General features: G+C 67.3%; 11 protein-coding genes and 5 pseudogenes. 5 read left to right on the top strand and 11 right to left on the bottom strand.

Going from position 1 to position 12595, the window contains the following annotated elements; genetic code table 11:
• Positions 1 to 168 precede the first annotated feature (168 nt).
• The 3 pseudogenes from ilvC to ACHMWU_RS15960 all read right to left on the bottom strand — a co-directional run bounded on the left by ilvC (position 169) and on the right by ACHMWU_RS15960 (position 3616).
• A pseudogene (gene ilvC, locus ACHMWU_RS15970) lies at positions 169 to 1195 on the bottom strand (ketol-acid reductoisomerase).
• A gap of 49 nt (positions 1196 to 1244) precedes the next feature.
• Positions 1245 to 1774, bottom strand: a pseudogene (gene ilvN, locus ACHMWU_RS15965) (acetolactate synthase small subunit).
• A gap of 61 nt (positions 1775 to 1835) precedes the next feature.
• Positions 1836 to 3616, bottom strand: a pseudogene (locus ACHMWU_RS15960) (acetolactate synthase large subunit).
• Between the two features lie 535 nt (positions 3617 to 4151).
• Between ACHMWU_RS15960 and ACHMWU_RS15955 the strand changes: the two are divergent.
• Positions 4152 to 4298 carry a hypothetical protein gene (locus ACHMWU_RS15955; protein ID WP_396045100.1) on the top strand — a complete coding sequence of 49 codons (147 nt, stop codon included), beginning with the start codon at positions 4152 to 4154 and terminating at the stop codon, positions 4296 to 4298.
• A 68-nt stretch (positions 4299 to 4366) separates the two neighbouring features.
• Here ACHMWU_RS15955 and ACHMWU_RS15950 read toward each other — a convergent pair whose 3' ends face one another.
• From ACHMWU_RS15950 to ACHMWU_RS15925, 6 genes and pseudogenes are all read right to left on the bottom strand, one after another.
• Positions 4367 to 4978 carry a hypothetical protein gene (locus tag ACHMWU_RS15950; RefSeq protein ID WP_396045098.1) on the bottom strand — a complete coding sequence of 204 codons (612 nt, stop codon included), beginning with the start codon at positions 4976 to 4978 and terminating at the stop codon, positions 4367 to 4369.
• A complete protein-coding gene (locus ACHMWU_RS15945; RefSeq protein ID WP_396045096.1) occupies positions 4950 to 5810 on the bottom strand; it encodes an SDR family NAD(P)-dependent oxidoreductase in 861 nt (286 codons plus the stop codon). Before ACHMWU_RS15945 ends, ACHMWU_RS15950 begins: the two co-directional genes overlap by 29 nt.
• 20 nt (positions 5811 to 5830) lie before the next feature.
• Positions 5831 to 6499 (bottom strand): hypothetical protein, encoded by a 669-nt coding sequence (locus ACHMWU_RS15940; protein WP_396045094.1) that lies wholly within the window; start codon positions 6497 to 6499, stop codon positions 5831 to 5833.
• A 32-nt stretch (positions 6500 to 6531) separates the two neighbouring features.
• A pseudogene (gene ilvD, locus ACHMWU_RS15935) lies at positions 6532 to 8213 on the bottom strand (dihydroxy-acid dehydratase).
• Positions 8214 to 8324: 111 nt separating this feature from the next.
• Entirely contained in the window at positions 8325 to 9206 is an 882-nt protein-coding gene (locus ACHMWU_RS15930) for a hypothetical protein (protein WP_396045092.1), read from the bottom strand.
• On the bottom strand, positions 9203 to 9523 hold the full coding sequence (locus ACHMWU_RS15925; RefSeq protein ID WP_396046821.1) for a SatD family protein: 321 nt from the start codon (positions 9521 to 9523) through the stop codon (positions 9203 to 9205). Before ACHMWU_RS15925 ends, ACHMWU_RS15930 begins: the two co-directional genes overlap by 4 nt.
• 222 nt (positions 9524 to 9745) lie before the next feature.
• Between ACHMWU_RS15925 and ACHMWU_RS15920 the strand changes: the two genes are divergently transcribed.
• From ACHMWU_RS15920 to ACHMWU_RS15905, 4 genes are all read left to right on the top strand, one after another.
• A complete protein-coding gene (locus ACHMWU_RS15920) occupies positions 9746 to 9994 on the top strand; it encodes a hypothetical protein (protein ID WP_396045090.1) in 249 nt (82 codons plus the stop codon).
• A 222-nt stretch (positions 9995 to 10216) separates the two neighbouring features.
• On the top strand, positions 10217 to 10600 hold the full coding sequence (locus ACHMWU_RS15915; RefSeq protein ID WP_396045088.1) for a hypothetical protein: 384 nt from the start codon (positions 10217 to 10219) through the stop codon (positions 10598 to 10600).
• A 6-nt stretch (positions 10601 to 10606) separates the two neighbouring features.
• Positions 10607 to 10846 (top strand): hypothetical protein, encoded by a 240-nt coding sequence (locus tag ACHMWU_RS15910; protein ID WP_396045086.1) that lies wholly within the window; start codon positions 10607 to 10609, stop codon positions 10844 to 10846.
• Positions 10847 to 10918: 72 nt separating this feature from the next.
• Positions 10919 to 11626, top strand: a complete 708-nt coding sequence (locus tag ACHMWU_RS15905; RefSeq protein ID WP_396045084.1) for a hypothetical protein — start codon at positions 10919 to 10921, stop codon at positions 11624 to 11626.
• Here the strand turns inward: ACHMWU_RS15905 and ACHMWU_RS15900 are convergent.
• Both ACHMWU_RS15900 and ACHMWU_RS15895 read right to left on the bottom strand, forming a co-directional pair.
• A pseudogene (locus ACHMWU_RS15900) lies at positions 11553 to 12001 on the bottom strand (GGDEF domain-containing protein). The gene ACHMWU_RS15905 and the pseudogene ACHMWU_RS15900 sit on opposite strands and share 74 nt — an antisense overlap.
• Positions 11988 to 12467, bottom strand: a complete 480-nt coding sequence (locus tag ACHMWU_RS15895) for a hypothetical protein (RefSeq protein WP_396045082.1) — start codon at positions 12465 to 12467, stop codon at positions 11988 to 11990. Before ACHMWU_RS15895 ends, ACHMWU_RS15900 begins: the two are co-directional and overlap by 14 nt.
• Between the last annotated feature and the right edge of the window lie 128 nt (positions 12468 to 12595).

Raw genomic sequence — 12595 nt, 5'->3', positions numbered from 1 at the left:
AGGTACTTGTCGCCCCCGTGAGGGCAGCAGCCACCTCCCGGAGGGGCAACAACCACCTCCTCGAAGGGCAGTCGGTACCTCCTCGGAGGGCGGTAAGTACCTCTTCAGGGGGAATGGGGAACGCCCCGCCCGGATGGTCCGGGCGGGGCGTCGAGGTGGAGCTGGTGACTAGCGGGCGGCCTGGCCGTCGACGTAGTCAGCGTCCTGCTGCTGCCAGCTGAAGTGCGAGCGCAGGACCTTGCCGGTCTTCTCGATCGGGTGTCCGGCCTCCTTCTCACGCAGCCTCCAGGAACTCCTTGGCGCCATTGTCCTGGTCGTCGATGAAGCGCTTGGCGAACGTGCCGTCCTGGATGTCGGCGAGGACGCCCTGCATGCGCTCCTTGACACCTGCGTCGACGACGCGGGGGCCGGAGACGTAGTCGCCGTACTCGGCGGTGTCGGAGATGCTCCAACGCTGCTTGGCGATGCCGCCCTCCCACATCAGGTCGACGATGAGCTTGAGCTCGTGCAGGACCTCGAAGTAGGCGATCTCGGGCTGGTAGCCGGCCTCAGTCAGCGTCTCGAACCCGGCCTGGACCAGGTGCGACATGCCACCGCACAGGACAGCCTGCTCGCCGAAGAGGTCGGTCTCGGTCTCTTCAGTGAACGTCGTCTTGATGACGCCGGCGCGGGTGCCGCCGATAGCCTTCGCGTACGACAGGGCGATGTCCCACGCCTTGCCGGTCGCGTCCTGCTCGACCGCGATGATGTCGGGGATGCCGCGGCCGTCGACGAACTCGCGACGCACGGTGTGGCCCGGCGCCTTGGGCGCGACGAGGAGGACATCGACACCGGCCGGCGGCGCGATGTAGCCGTAGCGGATGTTGAAGCCGTGACCGAAGACGAGAGCATCGCCGTCGACCAGGTTGGGCTCGATCGACTCGGCGTACACGTGACGCTGCACCTGGTCGGGCGCGAGGATCACGATGACGTCAGCCTCTTCGACGGCCTCGGCGACGTTCAGGACGCGCAGGCCCTCGGCCTCGGCCTTGGCGCGGCTCTTGGAGCCTTCGGGCAGACCGACGCGGACGTCGACGCCGGAGTCACGCAGGTTGAGCGCGTGGGCGTGGCCCTGGCTGCCATAGCCAATAACCGCCACGTTGCGACCCTGGATGATGCTCAGGTCTGCGTCGTCGTCATAAAACAGTTCAGCCACGGGGACTTCTCCTTGAGACTTTTCTTGTATGGGTGAAAACTTGGGGATTTCAGCTTGCCTGCGAGCCGGGGACGGCGCGCAGCGTGCGGTCGGTGATGGAACGGGATCCGCGACCTATGGCCACACGTCCGGACTGGGCGATCTCGCGGATGCCGAACGGTTCGAGAACGTTCAGCATCGCGGTGAGCTTGCCCGCGTCTCCGGTCGCCTCGATCGTCACGGCATCGGTGGCAACATCGACAACTTTAGCCCTGAACAGATTGACGGTCTCCAGCACCTGTCCGCGGGTCTGCGGATCGGTCTTGACCTTGATCAGCATGAGCCACGCTCGACCGCGCTCGCCGAGTCGAGCTCGACGATCTTGAGGACGTTGACGAGCTTGTCGGCTTGCTTGGTGACCTGCTCGAGCGGCAGCTCGTCGACGTTGACGACGATCGTCATGCGGGAGATCTCGGGGATCTCGGTCGGGCCGACGGCCAGCGAGTCGATGTTGAAACCGCGCCGCATGAACAGGCTGGAGACCCGCGCGAGCACACCGGGGGTGTTCTCGACCAGCACGGACAGAGTATGTGAGGTCACGATGAAACTTCCTGCTCGGAGTGACGGTCGCCCACATGCGACCAGGTGATCGGACGGAGCATCAGAGGTCTTCCTCGTCCCACGCGGGAGCGAGGTCGCGCGCAATCTGGATGTCGTCGTTGCTGGTGCCGGCGTGGACCATCGGCCAGACCATCGCGTCGCGCTCGACGACGAAGTCGATGACGACCGGGCGGTCGGTGATGGCCATGGCCTTCTCGATCGTCGCGTCGAGGTCGGCCTCGTTGTCGCACCGCAGGCCGACGCAGCCGTACGCGTCGGCGAGCTTGACGAAGTCGGGGATGCGGCGGGCGCCGATCGACTCGGGACCGGTGTGCAGGTCGGTGTTGGAGTACCGCTTGTCGTACAGCAGGGTCTGCCACTGACGCACCATGCCGAGCGACGAGTTGTTGATGACGGCGACCTTGATCGGGATGCCCTCGATCGCGCAGGTGGCGAGCTCTTGGTTGGTCATCTGGAAGCAGCCGTCGCCGTCGATGGCCCAGACGACCGATCCGGGCAGCCCGACCTGGGCGCCCATCGCGGCGGGCACGGAGTAGCCCATCGTGCCGGCGCCACCGGAGTTGAGCCACTGGCGCGGACGCTCGTAGTCGACGTAGTGGGCAGCCCACATCTGGTGCTGGCCGACTCCCGCGACGTAGGTGGCCTGGGGTCCGGCGAGCGCGCTGATGCGCTCGATGACTGTCTGTGGCGCCAGGCCCTCGGCGGGCTTGTCGTAGCCGACCGGGAACTTGGCCTTCACGCCGAGCATCTGGCTCTTCCAGGCGCTGTAGTCGCCCTGGATCGCATCGTCGGCTGCCTGCTTCTGCAGCACCGACACGAGATCGGCGATGACTTCGCGGCAGTCACCCACGATCGGCACGTCGGCCGTGCGGTTCTTGGAGATCTCGGCGGGATCGATGTCGGCGTGGATGATCTTGGCCAACGGCGCGAAGGTCGCGAGCTGGCCGGTCACGCGGTCGTCGAAGCGCGCACCGAGCGAGATGAGCAGATCGCTCTTCTGCAGGGCCATGACGGCGGCAACGGTGCCGTGCATGCCGGGCATGCCGAGATGCAGCTCGTGGGAGTCGGGGAAGGCACCACGCGCCATCAACGTCGTGACGACCGGAATCTGGGTCAGCTCGGCCAGCACCTTGCAGCTCGGCGGCCGCATCGGCCTTGATGACGCCGCCGCCGACGTAGAGCACGGGTCGCTTGGCCGCAGCCATCAGCCGGGCGGCTTCGCGGACCTGCTTGCCGTGCGGGCGGGTCGTCGGGCGGTAGCCCGGCAGGGCCAGCTCGCTGGGCCAGCGGAACGTCGTGCGTGCCTGCAGGGCGTCCTTGGCGATGTCGACCAGCACCGGACCCGGGGCGGCCCGAGCCGGCGATGTGGAAGGCCTCGGCGATGACCCGCGGGATGTCGGCGGCGTCGGTCACGAGATAGCTGTGCTTGGTGATCGGCAGCGTGATGCCACGGATGTCGGCCTCTTGGAAGCCGTCGGTGCCGATCAGGTGAGTCGCAACCTGACCGGTGATCGCGACGATCGGGACCGAGTCCATGTAGGCGTCGGCAATGGCCGTCACGAGGTTGGTCGCGCCGGGGCCGGAGGTCGCCATGCAGACGCCGACCTTGCCGGTGACCATCGCGTAGCCCTGGGCCGCGTGTCCGGCGCCCTGCTCGTGACGTACCAGGATGTGCCGGATCTTCTCGGAGTCGTACAGCGGGTCGTAGGCCGGAAGGATCGCACCGCCGGGAATACCGAAGATCGTGTCAACCTCGGCATGCTCCAGCGCGCGCACGAGGCTCTGCGCCCCGGTGATCTGCTCAGAGATCTGCTCGGTCATGTGTTCTGGTACCTCACTGTTTGTCTCATCGTAAGCCGGTCGCCATTGATCGATCCTGCCCGGCCGGTCGCATAAAAAAATCCCTCGGCCCGGAGGCAATCGAGGGAGACGCGCGACCCGGCTAGGTCAATCGCGTCAGCTGTTTACTACGAGAATCTGGATCTGCACCCCCTTATTGTTGTCTCCCTGGCCGAGATGGTCAAGTCGTGAGACAAGTCGTACCACCATATGGACCAGTCGCCGGAAAAACTATCGGTGACAGGGAGTCCCTGTTCCAGGCTGCTTGCCGTACTGGCACCATTTCTCCTTGGCACCACTTCCGTGCTGGCCCGCACACCATGACGCGGTCCACACCCACCATCGAGGGGAACTATGAAGAAGACACTGTGCGCGGCGATCGCGGCGGCCGCCCTGACCCTGACCGCTGCGTGTGGCGGCGGCGCCGACCGCCCCAGCGCTGACGAGATCTCGAAGGCACTGTCGAGCGACAAGAGCGCCCTCGGCACATCGGTCCCCCAAGAAGGCCGCCGACTGCATGGCGAAGGTCTTCGAGGAGTCCAAGCTCTCCGACAAGACACTCAACGCACTGGTCGAGGGCGACAAGGACTACAAGAACGCCGACGACACCAAGGTGCTCACCGAGCTGACGCCCAAGCTCGGAGAATGCGCCACGGCTTCCTGATCAGCAGCCTGCAGGACGACGGCCCGGACGGTGAGATTCCGTCCGGGCCGTCGTCTGTCACGGCAGTGTCACCAGGGCGATGCTGCGTAGTCCTTGAGGAACACCCCGTGGATGTCTTCGCCGGCCTCGCCTCGGATGATCGGGTCGTAGACCCGTGCTGCACCGTCGACCAGGTCGAGGGGCGCCTTGAAGCCCTCTTCGGCCAGGCGCACCTTGGTGGGGTGCGGGCGTTCGTCGGTGATCCAACCGGTGTCGACCGCGGTCATGAGGATGCCGTCCTGCTCCAGCATCTCCCCCGCGCTCGTGCGCGTCAGCATGTTGAGTGCGGCCTTCGCCATGTTGGTGTGCGGGTGTCCTGGCCCCTTGTACCGACGGCTGAACTGGCCTTCCATCGCCGAGACGTTGACGACGTAGGTGCGTCTGGCCTCGGCCGAGGCCATCGACGGTCGCAGCCGGCTGACCAGGATGAACGGCGCCGTCGTGTTGCACAGCTGGACTTCGAGCAGCTCGAGCGCATCGACCTCGTGCACCCGCTGGGTCCAGCTGTTGATGTCGACGGTGTCGGGCACAAGTCCCCCGGCGTCGATGCGCTCGAGGTCGGCTGACCCGGCGGTCAGCGCCAACGAGGTGAGCTCTTCGGCCGTGTGCGAGTCACCCGCCAGCACCGGATGCGCCGACACCGAGCCGACCAGCGCTGCTGGGTGAGCGTCGCTGGTGTGCCCGAACGTCAGCAGCTCCCGGGAGCGGGCCGTCGGGCAGCGGCGCCGACTCGGCCTCTGCCAAGGGGGCGTACGCACCGGGCGTGCGACGGACGGTCTGCGCCGCGTTGTTGATCAGGATGTCAAGCGGTCCCTGCTCGGCGACCGAGTCGGCCAGGCCGACGACCTGGGCCGGATCGCGCAGGTCGATGCCGACGATGCGCAGCCGGTGGATCCAGTCGGCACTGTCGTCCATCGCGGTGAAGCGTCGCACGGCGTCATGCGGAAACCGGGTCGTGATCGTCGTGTGGGCCCCGTCGCGCAGCAGTCGCAACGCGATGTACATGCCGATCTTGGCCCGGCCACCGGTCAGCAGTGCTCGCTTGCCGGACAGGTCGGTGCGGGCATCGCGCTTGGAACGGTTGAGCGCCGCGCAGTCGGGGCAGAGCTGGTGGTAGAACGCGTCGACGATCGTGTACTTCTGCTTGCAGATGTAGCACGGCCGCGCGACCATCAGCGTGCCTGCCGTGGCCCCGGCGGCGTTCGACACCAGCGGGATGCCCTCGGTCTCGTCGTCGATACGCGTCGGTGAACCGGTGGCCGTCGCGGCCACGACCTCGCGGTCGGCCGCCGCTATCTGGGCTCGCTTGTCGAGCCTGCGCTGCTTCTTGACGTCCTTGTAGAACTTGCCGCACGCACGCCGCAGGGCCACATAGGCCTCGTCGTCCTCGGCCAGGAACTGTGCCTCGCCCAAGACCTTGAGTGCTGTCGCGAGCTCGGTGTCGTCGAAGTCTGCTGAACGCGGCGATGGCATCTGACCATTGTCCCCGACGCTCAGCGACGCCACCGCCGGGGCCGCTTGCGTCGGTAGATCACGAACCCATCGGGCAGCGCTGCTCGGATCTCTGCCGGGACGTCTGGCCAGGCGAGGACGTTGACGGCCTTCACTCCCAAGCCCACGGGGTTCCTTCCCACCAGGTCGACGGCTGTCGCCACGACAGCAGGATCGTCGTCACCACCGACGAACGTGTACGCCAGGCATCCCAGGGCAGGGCTCTCGTCGACCGTGTAGACGAAGGCGCGCACCTCGCTCACCGTCTCGCTGCTGGCGGCTGCCGCCACAGCTGGTCGAGGTGGGGTCCGGCCAGCTCGTCCCAGGACGTGACCCGCACAGCCGCCTCGGGCGGGAACGGCACGACGAGGGGCTTGAGCTGGGCGACCTGCGCTGCGCTGGCCGTCATCCCGTCGGGGCGCTCTGGGTCGACCACGACGCCGATGCCCGCTGGCACCAGGGCCAGGAGCTTCACGGACCGAGATCCACTTCAGCTCCCACGACTCGACGTGCAGGGCGTCGGTCGCACGCACCTCGCTGCTCCACACGCACACCATCTGCTGGCCCGGCGCCGGCTCTGATCCCGACCAGACGCCCGAGGACCGGTCGATTCCGACCAGCACCCGGGCGAACAGGAAGTCCCACTTCGTCGCGAAGACGGGGTCGCTCACGACCAGGCCTCTCGACCGTGGATCACCGGACGTCAGCCGGTGATGGCGCCATGAGCCGCCGACGAGACGAGCTTGCGGTACTTGGCCAGGACACCAGTCGTGTACTTGGGCGGCAGCGGCTCCCAGCCGACCTTGCGGGCCTCGAGCCCGTCGGCATCGACCGCGACGTCGAGACGCTTGTTGGCGACGTCGAGGGTGATCTGGTCACCGTCCTTGATGAACGCGATGGGTCCCCCGTCGACCGCCTCGGGAGCGACGTGTCCGACGCACAAGCCGGTTGTTCCTCCGGAGAAGCGCCCGTCAGTCATCAGCAGGACGTCCTTACCGAGTCCCGCGCCCTTGATGGCACCGGTGATCGCGAGCATCTCGCGCATGCCGGGGCCACCCTTGGGGCCCTCGTAGCGGATCACGACGACATCGCCCGCGACGATCGTGCCGTCTTCCAGCGCGTCCATGGCCTTGCGCTCGCCGTCGAACACGCGAGCCGTGCCGGTGAAGACGTCGGAGTCGAATCCGGCGCTCTTGACGACCGCACCCTCGGGTGCCAGCGTGCCGTGCAGGATCGTCAGTCCACCGGTCTTGTGGATCGGCTTGTCGATGTCGCGGATGACATCGCCGTCGAGCTCGGCTCGATGTGGGCCAGGTTCTCGGCCATCGTCTTGCCCGTGACGGTCAGGCAGTCACCGTGCATCAGACCTGCATCGAGCAGTGCCCTCATGATGACCGGGATGCCGCCGACCTTGTCGACGTCGTTCATGACGTAGCGGCCGAAGGGCTTGAGGTCGCCGAGGTGCGGCACCTTGTCGCCGATGCGGCTGAAGTCTTCGAGCGTGAGGTCGACCTCGGCCTCCCGGGCGATGGCCAGGAGGTGCAGGACGGCGTTGGTGGATCCGCCGAGCGCCATGACGACCGTGATGGCGTTCTCGAACGCCTCCTTCGTCAGGATCTGGCGGGCCGTGATGCCCTGGCGGAGCAGCTCGACGACTGCCTCGCCGGACGCGATCGCGTAGTCGTCGCGGCGGCTGTCGATCGCCGGCGGGGCTGACGAACCGGGCAGGCTCATGCCGAGCGCCTCGGCCGCCGAGGCCATCGTGTTGGCGGTGTACATGCCACCGCACGCACCTTCGCCGGGGCAGATGGCGCGTTCGATCTTGTCGACCTGCTCGCGCGACATCTTGCCTGCCAAGCAGGCACCGACGGCCTCGAAGGCGTCGATGATCGTGACGTCCTTGCCGTCGACGTTGCCGGGCATGATCGAGCCGGCGTAGACGAAGACGCTCGCGAGGTCGAGCCGTGCGGCCGCCATCAGCATGCCGGGCAGGCTCTTGTCGCAGCCGGCGAGAAGCACCGAGCCGTCGAGGCGCTCGGCCATCATGACGGTCTCGACGGAGTCGGCGATGACCTCGCGGCTGACCAACGAGAAGTGCATGCCCTCGTGGCCCATGGAGATGCCGTCAGAGACCGAGATCGTCCCGAACTCGAGCGGGTATCCGCCACCGGCGTGGACACCTTCCTTGGCGCGCTTGGCCAGCCGGTCGAGCGACAGGTTGCAAGGAGTGATCTCGTTCCAGCTGGACGCCACGCCGATCTGGGGCTTGACCCAGTCGTCGTCGCCCATGCCTACCGCGCGAAGCATGCCTCGCGATGCGGTGGCCTCGAGGCCATCGGTGACGGTGCGGCTGCGCGGCTTGATGTCGATTTCGTTCTCGGGCATGGTCCAAGATTACGGCGCGGCTTCGATCGACTGCGTGGTGGCGTCCAGTTGACGATGCGAGGATTCACAACATCAGCGCAGGGCTGATATTCGGCGAGTATCAGTGACGGGCTACTTGACCAGCGGGACGAAGACGAGCGCGAGCATCCAGCTGACGAAGCTGCCGACCAGCACGTACTCAGCCTTGTTGCCCGATGCGTCGGACCTGGAGATCTCGGGGAAGCGGACGATGCCCTCGGCCGCGACGACGGCGGCGATGGCACCGAACTGCCCGGCCAGGGCCATCGAGAAGATGAACCACCGCTCGAGCGGCCCCAGGATGCGACCGCCCTTCAGGGTGTTCTCGCTCTCGAGCACGTGGGGTCCTGAACCGGCGAGCACGAGTCGGACCACGACGTTGGCCGAGCTGTGCAGGAACACCAGGCAGCTCGCCGCCAGGACGAACCGTTCGGCGCCCACGTCGTCGAGCGCCGCAATGTCGAGCGTGTGGTACCACCTCACAACGGCACCGCCGTCGGGCCGCAGGTGCTGGCCGAAGGCGAGGACTGTGAGCACAGCGCCGGCAAGCACGCCGATGCCGCAGGCACGGGCGCGCGTGAAGGGCAGTGACGGGACGACCAGCCACGCTGCCAGCACGAGCAGCAGGACGATGACGATCCACCAGGCACCCGGCGGCAGCCCGATCGCCCAGGCACCGAGGAGCGCAGCGGTCAGCCCCGCACCCAGGGTCGAGACGTGCGCCGGAACGGATGGCAGACGCAGCGGGCGCATCACGTCGGCGACGCCGACGACGAACAGCAGCAGAGCCAGGACGAGCATCATCTCAGGACTCCAACAGCCGTGGCCGGCGATCAGCGCGAGCCCTCCGCTGCTGCGCAGGTTCTGCGACACGGCGCCCTGGGTGATGCCCTCAGCAGCAGCCAACGACTGCTGCGTCTCGCCCAGCAGATGGCCGAGAGTCAGTCGACGGCTGCGGTCGCTCAGCGACGTCACGAGCCGTCCCGTGCCAGGAGGGCGGCGTTGACGACACCGGCGTCGACTGTGGCTGGATCAGCAGCGACGAACCAGGTACGCAGCGTCTTGTTGCGGCGCGTCTCACGTCGTTTGGCCTCCTCGATCGCCTCGCGGGCCGACCACCACGCCGAACCGTCCTGGGTCAGACCGTAGTCGGACCGACCGACAACAACGACGTCGCCGAGGCCGATGCCGAATCGGCAGTCGAGCCCGTCGGGCAGGCTGAGGCGCAGCAGCAGGGTGGCGCGAAGCGCCGACCGAAGATCGGTGTAGACGGCCTGGAACTCGTCGCCGATCGTGGGAGCGAGCTCTTGGATCGACGGCTCCCGCTGGTTGACCCGGTCGAGAACGGCGACCAGCTCCGCTGCAACACCGCGCGATCGGCTTGCGCGCGCGACTTGACGACGTCACCGATGAGCGCGACGGCGGTCTGGGGAGCGGACATGGATATCAGGCTACCACTGATATATGAGAAATATCAGACCATGTCTAATATGGCTGTCCGGCACAATAGGATCGTGACTATCGCCTTCGTGACCAGCTCTCACCCACCGGCACCTCGACCCGACCTGCTCCTGCTCGGTGACGCAGCAGCCGCCCGTGGAGCACAGGCCGACATCGTCGTGTGGGACGACCCGACCGTCGACTGGACCAGCGCGACCACGCCGTCGTGGTCCGCTCGTGCTGGGACTACATCGCCCGCCGCGAGGAGTTCCTCAGCTGGGCCTCGTCGGTCCCCCGCCTGCACAACTCGCACGACATCCTGACCTGGAACACCGACAAGGTCTATCTGCAGCAGCTCGAGGCCGCCGGCGTGCCCATCATCACGACGCAGTGGGACGTCACGACGGGCGACGACATCGGTGACCACGCCGAATGGGTCGTCAAGCCGACCATCTCGTCCGGGTCGAAGGACACCGCCCGCTGGGCGAGCCGCGAAGAAGCGTGGGCCCACAGCGCCGAGCTGCGTCTCGGCCGGACGCACGTCGATGACCCAGCCGTACATCGCATCAGTCGACGACGAGGGCGAGACCGCGATGCTCCTGTTCTCAGGAACGTTCTCCCATGCCATCCGCAAGGGACCGTTGCTGGCCGCCGGCGAAGGGGTCCGCCAAGACCGCGACAGCCGCGAGGCCATCACGCCACGCACCCCGACGCCTGCGCAGCGCGAGCCCTCCCAGCACGTCCTCGACGTCACGAGGTCGCTGCTGGGGCTGGCTGCACCGCCGCTGTACGCCCGGGTCGACCTGCTCACCGCCGCCGACGGCTCCCCCGTGCTGATCGAGCTGCAGCCACCGAGCCGAGCCTGTTCCTGCCGCAGTCCGGCGGTGGCAGCCGAACGCTTCGTCGACGCGGTGCTTGCGCTGGTCTGAACCGACGTGGACAATCGGCGCGTGCCACCGACCAGTCCCAGCTTCGTGCGCTACCACGACGTGACGAGCGCCGACGGCACCCGACTGCGGGCCTGGACCAACGGCGCTGAAGGGCCGACCGTGCTGCTCTCCAACGGCCCCGCACCAATCCGCACGCCTGGCCGTCGCTGCTGCAGCCCGACTGCGGCATCCACGTCATCTCGTAGAACCACCAGGCGTCGGCGGGTCGGAGCGTCCCGCCGATGATCGCGTCGACCTCGATGCCTTCGTCGAGGACGCGACCGCCGTCATGGATGATGCCGGGTCGAGTCGTGCATCGTGCTGGCCTGGTCGGCCGGGGTGACGATCGCCTTCAAGCCGCTGCCCGACATCCCAGCGCGTCACCGGAATCCTCGCGGTCGCCGGCGTCCCGGGCAACACGTTCGGGACGATGCTGGCGCCGCTCAAGATGCCGCCGACCATCGCACGAGAGCCATGATCACCCTGACCCGTGCGGCAGGCCTGTCGGGGTCGGCCCTGGCGCTCCCCACCCGACGCATCCCGTGGACCCGCCACACCGCCGATCTCGTGCGCCTGACCCGGTTCGTCAACCCTGCGGCGGACCCTGCCCAGCTGAGCACGCTGATGAAGGAGTTCTGCACGACCCACCCGGCCTGGTACGCCGAGCTTCGCGATCGGCGTGTCAGAGCACGCTCGGGTCACGTTGTCGAAGGATCGACGTGCCGGTCACGTTCATGGCCGGCAAGTGGACGTGTTCGTGGGCGCAGCAGCGCGCTCAGTGGCGGCGCGGCCCAGCGGGTCAAGGGCTCGCGCTACCGCGAGCTCGACGCGACGCACTTCCTTCCCCTGGAGTTCCCCGACATCGTGCTGAACGGCTCCTCGACCTGGTCAGGCGCGTCAGAGCCCAGAGCTGAGCGAACGGTCGACGTCACCCCGGTCGACCATGATCCGGTTACGTCCCTCGGCCTTCGCCCGGTACAGCAGCGCGTCGGCTGCCCGCACAGCCCGGATCCGCCGCACGGGTGACGCCCGCGCTGAACGTCAGACCCGATGCGTGGGTCGACCACGCCTCACGGATCCTGTTCAGCACTGTTGCGGCCTCCGCGAGGGTCGCCTTCTCGAGCACGATCACGAACTCTTCGCCGCCGTAGCGAAACACCGTGTCGCCGGACGCACCCCCGCCTGCAGGACCGAGGCGAAGTCCATCAGGGCGACGTCGCCAGCAAGGTGGCCGCAGCCGTCGTTGAACTGCTTGAAGTGGTCGATGTCGATCATCGCCACAGCGCCCTCGTCACCAGCGCGTTCGAGCCGCAGATCGAGGTCGGAACGGTTCAGCAGCCCGGTCAGGCTGTCCGTCGTGGCCAGCAGCTCCAAGGCCCGCTGCTTGTCACGCAGCTCCATGATCAGCTTGGCCGGCACCTCCGCGCAGATGATCCACACCGCAGCGGCGATCGGGAGCCGCACAGCGCGCCATCTTCGGATCGAGGTCCTGCACCTGGAGGAACAGCAGCGCTGCCGGCGGCAGGAACCAGAAGCCTGCCGGACGTGGCGGCTGGCTCAGACCGATGAACAGGAACGACAGCACGACCAGCCCCATGACCAGGCCTGCTGCCTGATGTGCGACGCGGTCGAGCGCGAAGATCCCCGCGCACAGCGAGAAGGGCCACACCATCAAGGACCAGCGTTGGTGGATCTGCTGGGTGACGACCAACACCGCCGTCACCAAGGCCGTCGCTGCCACCACGGCGAGGAGTGCGAGACACGCATCGCGGCTCGACTCGTCGGTGACTCCGGTCGCGACCGCCAGGACGACGAAGCAGCCGCCGAAGCGGATGCATCCCTCGGCGATGCCACACCGATATGGCATCTGTGCTTCTCATCAGGTATGAGTCTCACGGGTCTCCCTCCCTGGACATCCCGAAAGCCTAGACGCTGTGACGCAGCCCCGCCCTCCGGATCAGGAGGACGGGGCTGCGTCGGCGACGTTGCTAGGAC

It is taken from the genome of Aeromicrobium sp. UC242_57 (genome assembly GCF_044452305.1).
Lineage (GTDB): Bacteria > Actinomycetota > Actinomycetes > Propionibacteriales > Nocardioidaceae > Aeromicrobium.
Note: the sequence above shows the minus strand (reverse complement) of the source record. Positions and strands in the feature narration are given on the sequence as shown.

What these genes read in the sequence shown, in the direction of transcription:
- ACHMWU_RS15895 (WP_396045082.1), bottom strand. Translation starts at nt 12,467, where the DNA reads ATGCCATATCGGTGTGGCATCGCCGAGGGATGCATCCGCTTCGGCGGC.
- ACHMWU_RS15945 (WP_396045096.1), bottom strand. Translation starts at nt 5,810, where the DNA reads ATGCCATCGCCGCGTTCAGCAGACTTCGACGACACCGAGCTCGCGACA.
- ACHMWU_RS15915 (WP_396045088.1), top strand. Translation starts at nt 10,217, where the DNA reads ATGACCCAGCCGTACATCGCATCAGTCGACGACGAGGGCGAGACCGCG.
- ACHMWU_RS15955 (WP_396045100.1), top strand. Translation starts at nt 4,152, where the DNA reads ATGGCGAAGGTCTTCGAGGAGTCCAAGCTCTCCGACAAGACACTCAAC.